The organism is Phenylobacterium sp. Root700, from assembly GCF_001429025.1.
In the GTDB taxonomy this organism is placed as follows: Bacteria; Pseudomonadota; Alphaproteobacteria; order Caulobacterales; family Caulobacteraceae; genus Phenylobacterium.
On the sequence record NZ_LMHT01000022.1, the window covers coordinates 172,335 to 190,536 of the forward strand.

An 18,202-nucleotide genomic window follows, 5' to 3' on the forward strand; every position below is an offset into this window, starting at 1 on the left:
CCGACGCGTGCGCGCCGGGGCCTCTGATCTTCCAGCGCTATTCCGCCGCCGCCGGGACTGGTCCCGCGCGCCGAGGTGAACGGCGCTCGGCCAGGCCCAGGACAACCTGGGTGATGGCCGGCAACACCAACAGGGTGAGCGCCGTGGCGGTGATCAGCCCGCCGATGACGACCATGGCCAGGGGCTTCTGCACCTCAGCCCCCGTGCCGCTGGCGAGCGCCATCGGGATGAAGCCGATAGCCGGGACAAGACCCGTCATCACCACAGGGCGCACCTTCTCCATCGCGCCTTCGATGATCGCCTGGGTGAGCGCCATCCCGGCCTCCAGACGCTGGCGGATGCTGCTCATCACCACCAGGCCGTTCAGGACCGCGACGCCCGCCAGGACGATGAAACCAACCGCCGCCGACACCGAGAAGTTGATCCCGCTCATAGCCAGTGCAAGGACCCCGCCGCCCAGTCCCAGCGGCACGGCGACGAACACCGCGATGGCCGGCGCGAACCCGCCAAGCGCCAGGTAGAGCAAAGCGAAGATCGCCGCGAAGCAGATCGGCACCACGATCGCCAACCGTTGGGAAGCGGCCTGCAGGTTCTGGAACTGACCGCCCCACTCGATCCACGTCCCCGGCGGCAAGGCCACGGCCTCCACCTTCGGGCGCGCTTCGGTGACGAACGAGCCGACGTCGCGACCACGGACATTGGCCTGGACGACCACCCGCCGTTTCCCGCCCTCGCGGCTGATCTGGTTGAGCCCCTCGACATAGCGGAACTGAGCCAGTTGGCTGAGCGGCACGGAGCCGCGCGAATGACCGCCTTCCTCCGGCAGCATCACCGGCAGCGCGCCCAGGGCGTCCAGATCGTTGCGGGTCGACTGCGGAACCCGGACCACGACGTCGAAGCGGCGGTCGCCCTCGAACAACAGCCCGGCCTCGCGCCCCGCCATCGCGGCGGCGACCGTGTCGGCCACCTCCTCAACGGTCAGCCCGAACCGCCCGATGGCCGCCCGGTCGAACCGGACGTCGAGGGCCGGCGCGCCACTCACCTGCTCCACCCGCACGTCAGCCGCGCCCGGCGTGGACTGCAACGCCGCGGCGATCCGAGCCCCTGTGGCGCTCATCTTATCGAGATCGTCGCCATAGATCTTCACCGCGACGTCGCCGCGCACCCCGCCGATCAGCTCGTTGAAGCGCAGTTCGATCGGCTGGCTGAGCTCGTAGCCCTGACCGATCAGCGCGTTGGCCTTGGCCTCCACGCGGGCGATCACCTCTTCCTTGGTCTTGACGTCCTTGGGCCACTCCTTCTGGGGCTTGAGGATCACGAAACCATCGGAGATGTTCGGCGGCATCGGATCGGTCGCGACCTCGGCGGTGCCGGTCTTGGAGAACATGTAGTCCACCTCCGGCAGGCTGCTGATCGCCTGTTCCACCCCCCGCTGCATCCGCAGGGATTGTTCCAACGACGTGGACGGTACGCGCTGTGAAGCGAGCGCCAGGTTCTTCTCATCAAGCTGGGGGATGAACTCCTGCCCCAGGAAGGTGAAGGCCACGCCGCAGAGGACGAAGACGCCCGCCGCCGCTCCGATGAACGGCCAGGGCCGAGCCACGGCCTGCCGAAGGACCGGCTCATAACGCTGCTTGATCTTGGCGATGGCCCAGACTTCCTTCTCAGCCACCTTGCCCCGGATCAGCAGCGCGACCATCGCGGGGACGAAGGTCAGCGACAGGACGAACGCTGCGGCCAAGGCCAGCATCAAGGTGATCGCCATCGGCGAGAAGGTCTTGCCCTCGACGCCGGTGAAGGTGAGCAGCGGGGCGAACACCAGGAAGATCACCCCTTGGCCGTAGACAGTCGGGCGGATCATCTCCTGGGAGGCCAGCATGGTCTCCTCCAGCCGCTCCCGAAGATTGAGCAGCCGGCCTTCGAGGTGCTGTCGCTCGGCCAGGCGGCGCAGGCAGTTCTCGATGATGATCACCGCCCCGTCGACGATCAGGCCAAAGTCGAGGGCGCCCAGGCTCATCAGGTTGCCGGAGACCCCGAGCGTGTTCATCCCGATGCCGGTCATCAAGAACGAGATCGGAATGATCAGCACCGCGATCAGCGCCGCGCGGACATTGCCGAGCAGGAAGAACAGCGCGATCGCGACCAGGACCGCGCCTTCGAACAGGTTGCGCTGAACCGTGGCGATGGTGGCGTTGACCAGCTTGGAGCGGTCCAAGGTCGGCGTGACCTTCACCCCGACCGGCAACGACTTTTCGACGGTCTGGAGCTTTTCGCCCACCGCCTTGGCGACGGTGCGGCTGTTTTCGCCGATCAGCATCAAGGCGGTGCCGACCACCACCTCGTGGCCGTTCATGCTGGCGGCGCCGGTGCGCAGTTCGCCGCCGATCCTGACCGCCGCCACGTCCTGCACCCGGACGGGCACGCCGCCTCGCGTGGCGATGACGGCGTCCGAAATCTCGTTGATCGAGCGGATGCGGGCGTCGGCGCGAACCAGATAGGCCTCGCCGCCGCGCTCCAGGAAATTGGCGCCGACCGACAGGTTCGCGGCCTCGAGGGCCTTGGCCAGTTCGGAGAACGACACGCCATAGGCGCTGAGCTTCACCGGATCGGGTTCGACCAGATACTGTTTCTGGAACCCGCCGATGGAGTCGACACCGGCCACGCCGCGCACGGTGCGCAGTTGCGGACTGATGATCCAATCCTGCACGGTCCGAAGATAGGCCGCGCGCGCCACGTCATCGGTCAGGCGCTCGCCTTCAGGCGTCAGGAAGGCGCCGTCCGACTGCCAGCCGGGCTGGCCGTCCTTGGCCTTTGCGCCCTTCCCGCCCGGATTAGCGAAGTCCACGGTGTACATGAAGACTTCGCCCAGCCCCGTGGTCACCGGGCCGATCTGCGGCTGAACCCCTTCAGGCAGGTCGTCGCGCGCCTGGGCGAGCCGTTCGCTCACCTGCTGGCGGGCGAAATAGAGGTCGACGTTCTCCTTGAAGACCGCCGTCACCTGCGAGAAGCCGTTCCGCGACACCGAACGCGTGGTTTCCAGGCCGGGGATGCCGGCCAGCGCTGTCTCCACCGGGAAGGTCACCCGCTTCTCGATCTCGACGGGCGACAGTCCCGGATCGACGGTGTTGATCTGCACCTGATTGTTGGTGATGTCGGGCACCGCGTCGATCGGCAACTTCGAGAGTTGCCAGACGCCGATCCCCGAGATGATCGCGACAATGAAAATGACTGCCCAGCGCGCCCGGACGGAAAGGGCCATGAGACCTGCGATCATGACCTAATGCCCCTCGCCTTCGCCCTTGCCGAGTTCGGCTTTCAGCAGGAAGGCGTTGCGGGCGGCGATGACCTGCCCCGCCGCCAGCCCGCTGACGATCTCGGCCCGCCCGGCGCTGCGCTGCCCAACCGTCACCGGCCGCGCCTCGAAGCCCGCGGCCGTGCGCACGAACACCACGTCATGGCCCTCGACGCTCTGGACGGCCTCATCGGGAACCACGATCGCCTTCGACCCGCTGGCGACGCCCGGGATGATGCGAGCCCGCACCGATTGACCCGGCTGCAGTCCGTCCGGAGACACGTCCAACACCGCGGTCGCCGCGCGCGTCTCGGCGTTCAGCCCCGGCGTGATCGACCGCACCTTGCCTTCAATCGCCCTCCCGTCCGCCGTCTCGATGACGGCGCGGTCACCCGGCTTGATCCTCGGCGCGTCCATGTCGGCGATTGAGGCCTCGACCTGGATCAGCTTCGGATCGGCGATCCGGAAGAGTTCGGTCTCCGGCTGGACAAAGGCGCCCAGGTTCGCGGTCGACGCGGTGATCTGGCCTGAGATCGGGCTGGCCACGATGACCCCGCGGCCATCGGCCGTGACGTTCGCCGCCCCGGCGGCGACCTGCGCGCGGCGGGCCTCTGCATTGGCAGCCGCCGCCTCCGCCTGCGCCTGCTCATAGTCCTGCCGGGCCGAGACCCGCTGCTCGAACAGACGGCGTTCACGCGCCAGGGTCGTCTGGGCCAGGGTCGCGCGGGCTGCGGCCACCGAACGGTCAGCGGCGATCTGCGCCGCCTCGCGGCTCTCGACCACGGCCAAGGCTTCACCGGCGCGGACCGGATCGCCCAGTCGCTTGTAGATGCGGGTCACCGCCCCAGCGGCGCGGGCCGTCAACACCGCCTCGCCTCCTGGCGTGGCCGCGACCGTGCCTTGCGTGAGGATCTCCCCCGCAAAGCCGCCGGCCGAGACCGGTTGGACAACGATGCCGGTCGCCTGGATCGCTCCGGCTTCCATCACGACGACCCCGGGTTCGCCTTCTTCATGCTCGGCTTCAGCAGCGGCGGCGACTGCGGTGACCGGTTTGCCGTCGCTCAGCTTCGCCAGGCTAAAACCGCCCAGGCCGGCGAGGATAACAGCGGCCGCCACACCGCCGTAGAGGCGGGATTTGTCTTGCTTCACGGTTGTTCTCCAAAGGGCGCGCGGCCTTGCAGGCGCGCAAGCACGGCCTGGGCGCTCAGGCGCTCCAAGGCTGCATCCAAGGTTTGGGCGCGGGCGTCGGCGAGCGCCCGACGGGCGCCCAGCAGTTCGACGAGGGCGAGCTTGCCGCCCTCGTATCCGATGCGGGTCAGGCGATAGGCTTCCTCCGCCGTCCGCTCCCCCTCTCGCGCGGCGACCAGCCGGCTGTCGGTGGCGGCGACACGGGCGACACCCGCCCTGGCGCCGGCTTCAGCGTCGAGCCGCGCGGCCTCCAGCCGGGCCTCGGCGGCGCTTAGCTCGGCCTGCGCCGCCCCAATGTTTCCCCGGTTGCGGTCAAACAGCGGGAATGGCGCCGAGACGCCGGCGACCATCGCGGTCGTGTCGTCTTCCTGAAACCTGCGCACGCCGAGCGAGATGGAAAGATCCGGCGTCGCCCGGGTGCGTTCGACCCGGATCCGCCGGGCGGCGGCTTCACGCTCGGCCTGGGCGGCGAGGTAGCCTGGGCTAGCCAGCGGATCGAGCGGCGAGATCGTGAGCTTCCGATCGGCCTGCGCCAACAGGCTCGTGGAGATCGAACTGAGCGGCGTCGGCGCTCCGGCCAGGACGGTCAGCGCCCCGAACGCGGTCGCCCGCGCCGCCCGCGCCTCGTCGAGCCCGGCCCTGGCGGCCTGGACCGCGGCCATCGCCTGGACGCGACGCAGATCGGCCTCCCGTCCGGCCTCCACCAAGGCGCTCGCAACCCTGGCGTCCTCCTCGGCGAGAGCCACGGCTTCCGTCGTGAATTCAACGCGGCGCTCGGCCGCCTCAGCCCCCGCATAGGCGGCTGCGAGATCGTAGGCGAAGGCTGCGCCGGCCTCGGCGGCGCGGCGGCGCGCAGCCTCGACCTCAGCCCGGCCGGCCTCGACACGGGCTCCGCGCTTGCCGCCGAGTTCCAGGGTCTGTTCAAGGCTCGCCGTGGTCTCGGCCAGGCTTGAGCCCTTGTAGGGACCGGACCCGGAAAAATTCTCGATCTCGACGCCCAAGATCGGGTTGGGCCGGGCGCCCGCCTGGTGGGCCAACCCGGTCGCACGGGCGATCTCGGCGCGCGCTTCGGCCAAGCGCGGCGACGTCGTCTGGGCCTGGCGGAGCAGTTCTGGGTAGGGCGGCGCAGGGTCGGCGGACGCCGCGCCCGCAGACAGGGCGACACCTGCCATGACCGCGCAAAGCGGCCACCGGCGATAGGGGGAAGTCATGGAAATCCTCGCGTGATGACGGATGAGACGCGCGCAGGCGCGCGTAGTCCGTCAGGCGCGTGGAGGTCGCTCGAGTCCGGCGGGAGCTCGGGAAGCGTGGCGCGTGGAAGGCGGCGCCAGATAGTGCTGATCGAGCGGGCTCAATTCAGTGGTGGTCTCGACCGCGAGCACCCCGAACCCAACACCGTGGTGGCAATGGCCATGGGGACAGGCCGCCGACGAACCGCCCCCGTGACCGTCGTCCGGATGGTCGCTGGAGGGCAGGACATGGTCCTGCTGCGACGTAGCAACCGCGGCTTCACTGTCCGCCTCGCAGAGGACGGCGTCGAGGATCGGGGCCGCCAACAAGGTCGTCAGCAGGCAGACGGCCATCAGGCCGCCGAGCTTGCGCCACCATGTTTTGAGTCCCGTCATCGCGGCGTCTATAGCTGCGACGTCGATGGGCGGGAATGCGTTACAAAATCACGGTTCGCCTCGGTCGACTTGGCTTCACGAAGCTCCTGACGCGCCTGGGCCGTGATCTGCCAGGCTGAGCGCAGGAACACCGCGGCGAGCAGCACGCCGACCAGCAAGTCGGGCCAGCGCGACCCGGTCACGCCGACCGCGACGCCGGTCGCCGCCACCGCCAGGCACTGGATCATGTCGTTGCGGGTGCAGAGCCAGACCGAACGAACATTGGCGTCGCCGTTGCGGTAGCGAACCAGGAGCAGCGCCGCCAACAGGTTGGCGGCCGCACCGAACAGGCCAAGACCGGAGATCACGCCGGCCTCCGGCGTCGCGCCGCTCAGGGCCCGCCAGATGGCGAAACAGAGGATGCCAGCAGCCATCGCCGCCAAGCTGGCGCTCTTGATCAAGGCCGCGCCGGCGCGCACCTGGACGCTCCTGCCGATGGCCCAAAGGCTGAGGGCGTAGGTCGCCGCATCGGCCGCGAAATCCAGGGTGTTGGCCGCCAGCGACGCCGAACCGGCCATCAGGCCGCCGACCGCGACAACCGCGAAGCCGACCAGGTTGATGGCGATCACGCCCATCAGGGCGCGGCGATAACCGACGGAGGCGCCGTCGAAGACCACCGCATGGCCGCAACCGCATCCGCTGGCTGGCGACTCAGACTTGGTCTCGGGAGATGAGGTACAGCTCGACATGAGCCCAACCTGCATCCTCTAGCCACTAGAGGATCAAGCCCCTATTTTCAGGAACCGCAACCGGACGCCTCGCCCATGTCTCAGCTCTCCATCGGCGCCCTCGCCAAGGCCACCGACGTCAAGGTCACGACGATCCGGTTCTACGAGCAGATCGGCCTGCTGCCCCAGCCCTCGCGCGCCGCCAACGATCGACGGATCTATGACGAGCGGACCCTGAGCCGCCTGGCCTTCATCAAGCACGCTCGCCAACTGGGCTTCGCGGTCGACGCCATCCGCACCCTGCTGCAGCTCTCCGATGACCCCGAACAGCCGTGCGAACAGGCCAACATCCTGGCGGCCGAGCAACTGGCGGCGGTGGACAGCAAGATCGCGCGGCTGCAGGCCCTGCGCGGCGAACTGCAGCGCGTGGTCTCGGCGGCTTGCCAGGGGCGGGTTTCCGACTGCCGCGTGATCGAGGTCCTGAGCGATCACCGCCATTGCGGGGGCGAGCACGATGCACCCGCCCCTCTGGCGTCCTAGGTCCGCGCGTAGTCGTCCTCGTAACGGACGATGTCGTCTTCGCCGAGATAGGCGCCCGATTGAACCTCGATGACGCTGAGCGGCTGGTCGCCCGGATTGGCGAGCCGATGACGCGCGCCCAGGGGGATGAAGACAGACTCGTTGGCCCGGACCGTCACGTCCCGGTCGCCGATAGTCGCCAGCGCCACGCCGCTGACCACGACCCAGTGTTCGGCGCGGTGAGCGTGACTTTGCAGGGAGAGCTTGCAGCCGGGCGCCACGGTGATCCGCTTGACCTGGAATCCGTCGCCGCCGAGCACGGTCTCGTACCAACCCCAGGGCCGACGCACCCGCCGCGCCTGGGTGGCGGCCTCGCGTCCCGCGGCGCGCAGGACTTCGACAATCCGCCCGACGTCCTGGTCGACCGTACGGTCGGCGACCAGCACGGCGTCAGGCGTCGCCACCACGATCAGATCATGCACGCCGAGCGTCGCGACCACGGGCCCGTCGCTACGCACATAGGAGTTGGTCGTCGCCTCGGCGAAGGCTTCACCAACCAGCACATTGCCCGCCGAGGTCTTCTCGCCGAGCTCCCACAGCGTCGACCAGGCCCCGACGTCGGTCCAATCGAACCGGGCCTTCACCACAGCCAGCCGGTCGCTGCGCTCGATCAGCGCGTGATCCAGCGAGATCGAAGGGCCGCCGGCGAAGGCGGCTTCCTCCAGCCGCACGAAATCCAGGTCGCGCCGCGAGGCGTCCAGCGCCGCTTTCGCCGCGGCCAGGACGGCGGGCGCCAATCGCTCGATCTCGTCGAGAACCAGTCGCGCCGGCGCCAGCAGCAGGCCGCTGTTCCACAGATAGTCGCCGGTCTTGAGCAACGCCTCGGCCGCCGCCAGATCGGGCTTCTCGATGAACCCCGCGACCCGCCAAGCCTCGTCGCCCTGCCCCATCGGCGCGCCAACACGGATATAGCCGTAGTCCGGGACCGGCGAGGTCGGATCGATCCCGAACAGCACCAACGCGCCCTGTTCGGCGATGGCCGCCCCGATCTCCACCGCGTGAAGGAACTGCGCCCTGTCGCCCACGACGTGATCGGCGGGCGTCACCAGGATCAGGGCGTCAGGATCGCGATCAAGCGCCAACAGCGCGGCCACGACGGTCGGCGCGGCCGTGTTGCGGCCGCAGGGCTCCAGGGCGATCAGCGGGTCCCCAACGCCGATGACGCGAAGCTGCTCTGCGATCGTGAAACGGTGCTCGACATTGGCGACGACGATCAACGGCTCGAAGCGGGCCGGATCGGACACCCGCGCCGCGGCCATCTGCAGCAGCGTCTGCTCGCCGGTCAGCGAGAGCAGCTGCTTGGGATGACTTTCGCGCGAGGCGGGCCATAGGCGCGCGCCCGCTCCGCCGGACAGCAATACCGGGAAGATCCTGGAACGGCGCGTACTCACGAAACCCTCTTCTCGACCGGCGCCGATTCATGAGCGCTCCATCCAGCATATGACACAGCGGCGGCAGGAACGTGCCCCAATAGGCGTTCTGCGCCGGGACCTACTCGATGGTGGTGTTGATGGTCATCCCGGCCTTCAGGGCCAAGGTGACCGGGGTCTTCTCGACCACCTCGGCCAAGCGCTGCACCTGGCCCTCGTCCAGCCCCTCGTCGAAGCTCACCACGCGCTCAATCACACGTTGGCCGTCGATGATGCGCAGCGTCAGCGCCACGTGGACGCCGACCGGCGGCCACGCCTTATGCTCGCAGTACATTCGCAACGTGATCGCCGAGCACGCCCCAAGCCCCGACAGGACGTAGCCGAACGGCGAGGCCCCGGCGTCCGCGCCGCCAAGTCCCTTGGGTTCATCGGCCGTCAACCGATGATGGCCCGCCGCGATGGCCACCGCGTAGGGCGTCTCTCCAAGATCGGCGTGGACCGAGGCGATGATCATCTCTCCAGGCGCGCTCATGGCGGCTCCTCCGTGCCGGGCTGACGGCCCCTACCCCGCGCCATGGGACGGGGCGCCGTCAAGGCGTCCTACCTTGCCCGCACAAAGAAAGACCCCGGCGGCTTGGGAGCCGCCGGGGTTGAGGATACCGGGGGGTGATCGAGGGTTGGCTTCGGATCAGAATTTGAAGCGGATACCCGTGGTGTAGTAGCGGCCGACCACGTCGTGGATGGCCAGGACCGCCGGATAGCTGATGCCCGGCTGATCCCGCGCCGGGGCGAACGGCGGCGCGCGATTGAACAGGTTGTTGATCGTGATGAAGGCGTCGAGATCGCGGCCAGCCACCTCGAACTTGTAGGTCACGGTCGTGTCCACGTAGGTGATGTCCGGGATCGTATTGTCCGCGAACACCAGGGCCGGATCGTTGGTCCGCTTCAGCTTACCGATGTAACGCGCCTGGAGGTTCACCGAGAGCGGGCCGTCGGTGTAGTTCGCCACGACGTTGAACCGGTCGATCGGCGCGCCGCCATTGACGATGCGAGGATCAGCGCCAGCGGCCTGGACCGGAGCAGCCGTCGCCGTGGTCTTGGTCTTACGGGTCGGGTTGTAGCTGCCGATCAGTCGCAGATCGAGGGTCGCTTCAGTGTCGTAGAACTTGTCCAGCTGCAGCCGGTAGGCCGCCTCGTAGTCGATGCCGTGATAGTAGGCCATCGCCTGGTTGAACGGGGTCGAGCGCACCGAGATCGGGAAGTTGTTCGGCGAGCGATCCGAGAACGGACCCGGCCGGACGATGTTGGCGCACAGCGGCGAGGTCCCGTTGCTCCGCTCGCACTCCTCGTTCGAGAAGGTCGTGCTGATGTTGGTGATCACGTCGCTGATTTCGATGTTGTAGTAGTCCAGCGAGGCGCTGAAGCCTGGGATGTAGCGGGGCTGCCAGACCACACCGACGGTGTAGGTGTTGCCTTCTTCCGGCGTCAGGTTCGGGTTGCCGCTGGAAAGGCTGATCGCCGTCTGGTTGACGTTGGTGTGGATGTCGTTGAACGGCCCACGCCCGGCGGAGTCGCCAGCGAACAGTTCGTACAGCGTCGGCGCCCGGATATCGCGCGAGCGGGTGTAGCGGAAACGCAGCTCTTCGATCGGCTGGTAGCTGACGCCGATCTTCCAGGTCGTGACGCCGCCGCTGGTCGAGTAGTCGGTGTAGCGGGCCGCGGCGTTGACATCGAGGCTGTAGACGAAGGGCAGGTCCTTGAAGACCGGCACCTGGGTTTCGACGAAGACTTCCTTGATGTTGTACTCGCCGTCAGCCTTGCCGACGTTCGTCGAGGCGGTCCGGTTCAGGTAGGTGTTGACGTTGGTGCGCAGGCCCACCAGCGAAACCGGGCTAGCCGGATCGGAGTTGGTGGTCTGGTGCAGCTCTTGCTTGCGGTACTCGGCGCCGGTCGCGAAGCTGACCACGCCGGCCGGCAGGGTGAACAGCTCACCCGAGATTTCCGCCGAGACGACGTCCATCTTCTGGGCGATCTGATACTGCGAGACCCCCATGACATAGTCGTTCTGGGCCTGGGTGACCGCGCCGTCCCCGAAGATGTTGATCGGGATACAGTCGTCCTGCATGCCCGGATTGGTCTGGGTGATCCGGCAAACGATGTTGCCGTTCGGGCCGCGAACGGCGTCGAGGGCGGCATACCAGTTGCGATTGATCAGGTTGCCGAAGTGGGTGACGCGAACCCGCGAGTCGCCGTGGCCGTAGGTGGCCTTCCAGCGATAGTCGCCCAGGTTCCCCTCGGCGCCGGTCAGGAAGGTGTAGACGTCGTTGAGCGTATTCACCCACTTGTAGTCGAGGTCGCGCCCGATCCGGCCGCCGATGAAGCTGGTGTAGCCGGCGGCCTCCATGGTCTGGCGCACGCCGTTCGGCAGGAACGGGTTCTCGGTGAAGATCCGGAAGTCGCCGAGCTGGGTGCCCGAGCCCACGGTGTTGAAGCGGTTGAACGACTCCGCGAAGGTCAGCTGGGCGAACAGCTTGATGTCCGGGGACACTTCGTAGTCGATCCGGCCGAACAGCTGATCGGTGATGATCTTGCCGGTCAGGGCGTGACCGACGATGGCCGCGCCATCGCTGTTGTAGGAGTAGTTGCTGGTCCCGGTCGGGATGCCCGAGTTGAACGGCACGAGCTGGCCGTTCGGCAGGAAGTGATAACCGCGCAACGGGTTGCCGGCGTTCATCGAGGCGGTGTTGTTGTTGATCACCGTCCCGTAGGTGGCCGAGATATAGGCCGTGTCACGATAGGCGCGGATCGGGTTGGCCGCGGTGCCCTGGCCCGCGACGATCCAGTTGTCGTCACCGTTCGGGCGCTTGGCGTTGTCCGAAATCCCGTCGCGCTCATAGTGCTCGGCGCTGAACAGGACGTGCAGTTTATCGGTGATGTTCGCGCCGGCGGCGATGCCGAAGCGCCACGAGGCGTCGTCCTTGTAGTCGGAGATCCCGGCTTGGGCGACGCCCTTCACGCCGGTGAACTTGGTGTCGAGGATGAAGTTGATGACGCCCGACACGGCGTCGGAACCGTAGGCCGCCGAGGCGCCGCCGGTGACGACGTCGACGCGCTGAACCAGCAGCTGCGGAATGATGTTGGTGTCGACGGTGCCGTCATAGCTGGTGGGCGGGACGCGCTGTCCGTCGAGCAGGACCAGGCCGCGGATCACGCCGATGCCGCGCAAGTTCAGATAGTTGCCGGCCGCCGGGCTCGTCGCCGAGGCGCCGGGGTTGCCGGCGCTGCGCGAGTTGGCGAATTGGGGAAGCTGGTTCAGACCATCGGGGATGCTGGCCGGCGCGGACTTGGCCAAGGCTTCGGTCGTCGCGACCGTAACCGGCGTGGGCGCAGCCGTGCCGTCGCTGACGATGCGCGAGCCGGTGACGATGACTTCTTCGACGTCCTGCGCCGCGGCGCTTTGGGCGAAGGCCCCGTTGGCCATCGCGAGGGTCGAGGCCCCCACGAAGAGCGCAGTAGTAAGGCGATGATAGTTCAAGAATTCCTCCCGAGATCCTGGCGTCTTGCCCCTCGCCGCGCAAGCGCAGGCGCAGGCTTACGCCCGCGTTCCACGCTCGCCTCGTGGCGATGGTTTTCGAGTAGCTTGCGCTTCCCCCGTTTGCGTCCTCGACCTTGTGGCCGAGCGGCGCTCCCTTGATGACTGTATACAGTATTCTGCACTCAGGCCGTCAAGGGCACTCTGTATACAATTTGACCAGCGTTCGCTCGGGCTACGCCTTTGGGTTGGAGTGCGACACGAATGTCACACTTCGACGACGATTCCGCGAAAACGAGGCGTTGGAGGCCAAAATCCACGGTTTCACGGCCACCACCCATGCCTCTCGGCACGATGGCGTCCGCCGACTTAGCCCGGCTTGCCTTGAAGACAACGGGGAACTGGCCGTCCGCTGCTCGCGGCCGGCCACCGATCACCACCTATGCTTGTCTCACTCCGTTTTGAACGGAGCCGATGGCTAGATCTTGAGCTTGCGCGCCTTGATAGGGACCCGCGCCAGCCGGCGATTGGACGACATGTAGAGATAGCCGTCGCCGCCGAGCTCGCAGTTCGACACCACGTCGTTCAGGCGGATGTTGCCCAGACGCCGGCCGCCCGGCGCGATCACCGCGATACCATCGCGGCAGGACACCCAGACGTTCCCGACCTGGTCGACCTTGAGGCTGTCGCCCCCCATGATTCCGCTCGCCGCGCGGTCCACGAACAGGCGATCCCCCACCGATTCGCCAAGGGCGTTGAGGCTCACCGCCACCCAGCCCTTGGTCCGATCGGTATGATAGAGCGTGCGGCCGTCCGGCGAGATACCTACCCCGTTCGGGACCTCGGCCTTGGCGATCAGCGACACGGTGTTGTCCGGCGCGACCCGGAAGACCCCGGTGTAGTCCATCTCGCGCAGCGGCGAGCGCAGGCCGTCTTTCAAACCGTAGGGCGGGTCGGTGAAATAGATCGAGCCGTCGACCGGCGAGACGCACAGGTCGTTTGGGCTGTTGAACCGTTTGCCCTCGAAGCGGTCGGCGATGACGCTCTTGCGCTTGGTCTTCAGGTCGATATGCCCGATGCAGCGGTTGCCGCTGTCAGCCACCACCAGGCCTCCGCGCCCGAGGAACAATCCGTTGGTCCCCGGCTCCGAGAGGTTGGCCGCGACGGCGTCGCCCTCGTAGCCCGAGGGCTTCAGCCAGGCCGAGCCGCCGTCCTTCGCCGACCAGCGGGTGATGATGTTGGTCCGCGGATCCGACACCAGGACATGGCCGCCCTTGCCGCCCACCCAGACCGGCCCCTCGCTCCAGACGAAACCGCCTTGGACCTCTTCGACCACGGCGTCGGCGTCGATCAAGGCGTCCAGCGCCAGATCCAACCGCTCGACCTTGCCGACGACCGGATAGGTGGTTTGCGCATGGGCTATTGCCGGCGGCGCCATGGCGGCGCCGGCGGCCAGCACGGCCCGCCTGGAGAGACTGGTCATGCCTATTGCTCCGCCTTGATTTGACTGTCGGGCAAGGTGAAGGCGTAGAGCGTGTCCCCTGCCCCCATCAGCAGCCACTGCTTGCCGTCCAGCATGTAGGTCATGGGACCGTTCGATTGGTTGGCCGCGGCCTTGTAGTGCCAGAGGATCTCGCCGTCGTTGGCGCGATAGCCGATGATGTTGCCCTGGTCGTCGCCGGTGAACAGCAGGTTGCTGGCCGTCGAGATCAACCCCGGACCGATGGTGGTGCCGGCCGAGCGGACATTCGGATAGACGTGCTCCCACCGGCGCTTGCCGGTCAGGGGATCGATGGCCATCAGCACCCGCTGCGCCTCGCCGACGCTGGGTCCGCCAGTACCGGCGTAACCGGCCGGGATCGGGCTGGTGTCGAGCTTGTAGTAGAGCGTCATCCCCCGGATCGTGTTCACGTAGAACAGGCCAGTGGTCTCGCTGAAGGTCGGATTGTACCAGTTGGTCGGGTTGTTATTGCTGATCGAACCCTCGACCTTCGGGTCGTTGTCACGGTCCGAGATCGGCTCTCCAGTGACCTCGTTGCGCCCCTTCACCCACTTGATATCGTCGATATAGGGCTGCGAGACGAGATACTTCCCGGTCTCCCGGTCGACGGTGACGAACCAGCCGGAGCGGGCGGCGAAGGACATCAGCTTGCGCGGCTTGCCGTCGATCACCCGGTCGAACAGCACCGGCACCTGGGTGTTGTCGAAGTCGTGGGTGTCGTGCGGCATCGGCTGGAAATGCCACTTCAGCTTACCGGTTTCGACGTCCAACGCGATGATGGTGGCGGTGTAGAGGTTGTCGCCCAGCCGCCCTTGGCCGGCATAGACCGGGTTGGCGTTGCCGGTGCCCCAATAGATCATCTTCAGCTCGGGATCGTAGGATCCCGGCATCCAGGTGCCGCCGCCGCCGCGCATCGAGGCCGCGACGTTGGGCCAGGTCTCGATCCCCGACTCGCCCTCGCCCGGCGTGGTCCAGAATTTCCATTGCTCGGCCCCGGTTTCCGGGTCCAGGGCCATCAGGAAGCCGCGGATATCCATGGCGTCGCCGCCGACCCCGACCAGCACATGGTTTCCGGCGATGATCGGGGCGGAGGTGGAGAAGTACTGCTCGCGGGCGTTGGCGATCTCCTTGCGCCAACGCTCTTTGCCGGTCGAGGCGTCCAGGCAGATGACCCAGTTGTCCGGGCCCAGGAAATAGATCCAGTTCTTGTACATCCCGACGCCGCGATTGCCGACGAGATGGCCGCCCTTGTCGACCCAGGTGTACTGCCAGAGCCGCTCGCCGGTCCGCGCATCCAGGGCGTAGACCAGGTTCGGCAGGGTCACATAGAGCACCCCGTTGACCATCAGCGGCGTGCCCTTGAGCACGGGCACAGGCGAGCCGCGTTGCGGCCCCACGTCGCTGAACTTGGCGGTCCAGGCCGGGGCCAGGGTGTCGACGTTCTTCTCGTCGATCTGGGTCAAGGGCGAGAACCGGCGGCCGGTATAGTCGCCGTGATGGGTGGGCCAGACGTCGACGGGCGGCTTGCCCAGGGTCGACATGTCCAAGGTGTTGGCGGCGAGCGGCGTGGCGCTCAGCAGCACGGCGAGCGCGCAGGCGCCCAGGGCGGCGAGTTTCGCGCTCACTTCAGCGTCTCCAGATAGGTCGTGACGTTGCTCATGTCCTGGTCCTTCAGCGTCCGGGCCAGTTCGCGGTGGGCGGCCAGCGGGTCCTTGATCTCGACCTTGACGGCCTTGGTCCGGGCGAACGGCCGCACCGCGCCGGCTGCATCCACGATCACGATGCGGAAGTCGTCGACCTGCCTGACACGGCCCTCGAACCTGCCCTGCGGCGAGGTCACCACCGCCTGGAAGGCGCGCGGGCCATCGGCCGGATCACGGGGCGGGAAGATCCAGTTTCGCTGCAGGTCGAGCGGCCGGTACTTGGCGCCGATCCCCTTCAGGTCACCGGTCACGGAATGGCAAGTGGTGCAGTTCCTCTGGACGAAAGCCGCGCCCTTCTTCTTGTCGCCAACCAGGATGTTGTTGGTGTTCTCGTAGGTGCCGCGGTTGGCGACGCTCTCCACCTCGTGGTGCAGATACTCGGTGACGTCGGTCAGATCGCGATCGCTGAGCGTGCCGAAGCTCGGCATGCCGCGCTCCGGGCGGCCGGTCTTGAGGAACGGCGTGAGCTTCTCGCCGTGATCGTCGTCCAGCACCACCGACGAATGGATGAGGCTTGGTCCCATCCCGCCACGAGCGGTCGCGCCATGGCAGGCCGCGCATTGCGCTTCGTACAAGGGTTTCCCACGGGCGGCCGCCACGGCGTCGGGCTCGACGCCCAGGCCCAGGAACTCCCGGGTGGACTGGGCCCGCCCCGCGGCCCCGCCGCCGCGCCCGCCCTGCGCCGCCGCACCTTCCGGCGGCGGTGGAGGATCAGCGGCCCACGCCGCTCCCGCCGCCATGAGTAGCCCGGCGGACAGCAAAAGGAGACGGCGCATGCGGTGCTCTATGGCTATATTGAACTTTGTATACAGTTCGTCCGTCTAACCCCTTCAAGTCAAGGCCGATTTCTGAACGCCCCACGCCGCCCTCAGGCCCCGCACCGCCCCAGCCTTGAGATGACGCGCCAAAGCCTCTGTAATCCCGCCCCTTCCAGCTGATGCTAGGGAAAGTCGCCATCCAGCTTCGAACCGATGGATCGCACCTGCTAGGCTGCGGCGGAGATAGGGAAACCCATGATGAGTCGTCTTCCAACCGCCCTTGGGGCTCTCCTGGCCGTCGCGATCTCGGGGGCCGCCCAGGCCGAGCCGACGCAGATCGTCGTGCGCGCGATCAGCAAGGACGCCAAGTTCATCGGCGACAGCATGGGCGGGGCTCGCGTGACCCTGACCGACGCCCGGAGCGGCCGCGAACTGGCCTCGGGCCTCATCAGCGGCGGAACCGGCGACACCGGGCGGATCATCGTCGCTCCCCGCGTGCGCGGCGCGGCGCTGTCGACGCCCGAGGCCGCCGCGTTCCGCGCCACTCTCGACCTTGACCACCCGACCCTGGTCAAGGCGCAGGCTGTCGGTCCGCTCGGCAAGCCCGGTGCCCAAATCACCGTCACCTCGATGATGTGGCTGCTGCCCGGCCAGCCCGTGGCCGGTGACGGCTGGCTGCTGGAGTTTCCCGGCCTGGTGGTGGAACCGACCTGGACCAGCCAGGGCAACGGCCTGCGGATCGACGCCAAGGTCACCTTGATGTGCGGCTGCCCGATCGAACCTGGCGGCCACTGGGACGCGGCGAAATACGACGTGCGCGCGACCCTGCTGGACGGCGACAAGACCGTGGCTGCAACCAAGCTCTCCTACGCCGGAAAGCCTTCGACCTTCGCCGGCGACCTGCCCAAGCCGAAGGCTGGCGCCTATCGGCTGCTGGTCACCGCGACCAACGCCGACACCGGCAATACCGGCGTCGTCGAGCAGTCCCTGAGCCTCGCTCGATGAAAAATCACCATAGGGCGTAACGCTTCACCAACCTTGGTCGGTCACGTTGGCCTCGGGAAGACGCCCTGCGAACGCACCGCTACGCCTTCGCTCCCTTGGAACCGAGGCTCGTCATGTCGCTGAACAGCGTCAATACGAACACGGGCGCGATGATCGCGCTCCAGAGCCTCAACGCGATCAATAACGAGTACGCCCAGGTTCAACGTCGGATCTCGACGGGCCTGAAGATCGCCAGCGCCAAGGACAACCCCGCGATCTGGGCCATCGCCCAGAACATGCGCGGCGAATCCAAATCCCTCGACGCTGTAATGAGCTCGCTGCAACGCGGCCAATCCGTCGTCGACACCGCCCTGACGGCCGGCGAGTCGATCTCCGACATCCTGTCTCAGATGAAGGAAAAGGCCCTGGCCGCCACGGAGGATGGCCTCAGCACCGCGACCCGCCAAGCGCTCAGCGACGAGTATGTCGCGCTGCGCAAGATGATCAACACCGTGGCCGCCAACGCCAGTTTCGACGGCGTGAACCTGATTTCAGCGGGCTCGACCGGCAATATCCGCGCGCTGGCCGATACGCGGGCCAATTCCTCCATCGACGTCGACCACATCGACCTCTCGACCACCGGCACGGCGATCTCCTCGACCCTGACCGGGTTGATGGGCGGGGTCGCCACCGCCGACATCGACGCCATCGACGCCGCGATCCAGAAGGTCTCCTCGGCGCTCTCGAAGTTCGGCGTCGGGGCCAAGTCGCTGGACCGGCACCTGGATATGATCTCCAAGCGCCAGGACACCATCGACGCCGGCATCGGTAATCTGGTCGACGCCGATCTCGCCAAGGAGAGCGCCCGGCTGAAGTCGCTCGAGGTCAAGCAGCAGTTGGCGATCCAGGCGTTGCGGATCGCCAACCAGACCCCGTCCCTGCTGCTCTCCCTGTTCCGCTAGG

The 18,202-nt window shown here is 67.3% G+C and carries 14 protein-coding genes; 3 read left to right on the forward strand and 11 right to left on the reverse strand.

The features are described 5' to 3' along the window. Window positions 1-37: 37 nt before the first annotated feature. The 5 genes from ASE02_RS11715 to ASE02_RS11735 are packed head-to-tail and all read right to left on the reverse strand — an operon-like array spanning window position 38 to window position 6,833. Entirely contained in the window at window positions 38-3,274 is a 3,237-nt protein-coding gene (locus ASE02_RS11715; protein WP_156406019.1) for an efflux RND transporter permease subunit, read from the reverse strand. Window positions 3,275-3,277: 3 nt separating this feature from the next. Next, window positions 3,278-4,441 (reverse strand): efflux RND transporter periplasmic adaptor subunit, encoded by a 1,164-nt coding sequence (locus tag ASE02_RS11720; RefSeq protein WP_056734335.1) that lies wholly within the window; start codon window positions 4,439-4,441, stop codon window positions 3,278-3,280. Then, window positions 4,438-5,691: a TolC family protein gene (locus ASE02_RS11725; protein ID WP_056734337.1), complete on the reverse strand. Its 1,254-nt coding sequence runs from the start codon at window positions 5,689-5,691 to the stop codon at window positions 4,438-4,440. Before ASE02_RS11725 ends, ASE02_RS11720 begins: the two co-directional genes overlap by 4 nt. 51 nt (window positions 5,692-5,742) lie before the next feature. After that, window positions 5,743-6,105: a hypothetical protein gene (locus tag ASE02_RS11730; RefSeq protein ID WP_056734338.1), complete on the reverse strand. Its 363-nt coding sequence runs from the start codon at window positions 6,103-6,105 to the stop codon at window positions 5,743-5,745. Window positions 6,106-6,113: 8 nt separating this feature from the next. Continuing rightward, the gene (locus ASE02_RS11735) at window positions 6,114-6,833 is read right to left on the reverse strand and encodes a cation transporter (protein WP_235536678.1); all 720 of its coding nucleotides are present in this window, start codon (window positions 6,831-6,833) and stop codon (window positions 6,114-6,116) included. A 75-nt stretch (window positions 6,834-6,908) separates the two neighbouring features. On the opposite strand from ASE02_RS11735, the gene ASE02_RS11740 reads away from it, so the two are divergent. Beyond that, window positions 6,909-7,352 carry a helix-turn-helix domain-containing protein gene (locus ASE02_RS11740; RefSeq protein WP_056734343.1) on the forward strand — a complete coding sequence of 148 codons (444 nt, stop codon included), beginning with the start codon at window positions 6,909-6,911 and terminating at the stop codon, window positions 7,350-7,352. Here ASE02_RS11740 and ASE02_RS11745 read toward each other — a convergent pair. The 6 genes from ASE02_RS11745 to ASE02_RS11770 all read right to left on the reverse strand — a co-directional run bounded on the left by ASE02_RS11745 (window position 7,349) and on the right by ASE02_RS11770 (window position 16,273). Then, a complete protein-coding gene (locus ASE02_RS11745) occupies window positions 7,349-8,782 on the reverse strand; it encodes a mannose-1-phosphate guanylyltransferase/mannose-6-phosphate isomerase (RefSeq protein WP_056734346.1) in 1,434 nt (477 codons plus the stop codon). The genes ASE02_RS11740 and ASE02_RS11745 overlap by 4 nt on opposite strands. A 100-nt stretch (window positions 8,783-8,882) precedes the next feature. Beyond that, a complete protein-coding gene (locus ASE02_RS11750; protein ID WP_200957666.1) occupies window positions 8,883-9,293 on the reverse strand; it encodes an OsmC family protein in 411 nt (136 codons plus the stop codon). A gap of 156 nt (window positions 9,294-9,449) precedes the next feature. Next, entirely contained in the window at window positions 9,450-12,296 is a 2,847-nt protein-coding gene (locus tag ASE02_RS11755; RefSeq protein WP_156406020.1) for a TonB-dependent receptor domain-containing protein, read from the reverse strand. A gap of 475 nt (window positions 12,297-12,771) precedes the next feature. After that, a complete protein-coding gene (locus ASE02_RS11760) occupies window positions 12,772-13,776 on the reverse strand; it encodes an SMP-30/gluconolactonase/LRE family protein (RefSeq protein WP_056734350.1) in 1,005 nt (334 codons plus the stop codon). A gap of 2 nt (window positions 13,777-13,778) precedes the next feature. Beyond that, window positions 13,779-15,419 (reverse strand): PQQ-binding-like beta-propeller repeat protein, encoded by a 1,641-nt coding sequence (locus ASE02_RS11765; protein WP_056734351.1) that lies wholly within the window; start codon window positions 15,417-15,419, stop codon window positions 13,779-13,781. Continuing rightward, window positions 15,416-16,273: a c-type cytochrome gene (locus ASE02_RS11770; RefSeq protein WP_082602022.1), complete on the reverse strand. Its 858-nt coding sequence runs from the start codon at window positions 16,271-16,273 to the stop codon at window positions 15,416-15,418. Before ASE02_RS11770 ends, ASE02_RS11765 begins: the two co-directional genes overlap by 4 nt. A gap of 240 nt (window positions 16,274-16,513) precedes the next feature. On the opposite strand from ASE02_RS11770, the gene ASE02_RS11775 reads away from it, so the two are divergent. Both ASE02_RS11775 and ASE02_RS11780 read left to right on the forward strand, forming a co-directional pair. Beyond that, window positions 16,514-17,260 (forward strand): hypothetical protein, encoded by a 747-nt coding sequence (locus ASE02_RS11775; protein ID WP_056734917.1) that lies wholly within the window; start codon window positions 16,514-16,516, stop codon window positions 17,258-17,260. A 113-nt stretch (window positions 17,261-17,373) separates the two neighbouring features. Further along, window positions 17,374-18,201, forward strand: a complete 828-nt coding sequence (locus ASE02_RS11780; protein ID WP_056734355.1) for a flagellin — start codon at window positions 17,374-17,376, stop codon at window positions 18,199-18,201. Window position 18,202: the final 1 nt, after the last annotated feature.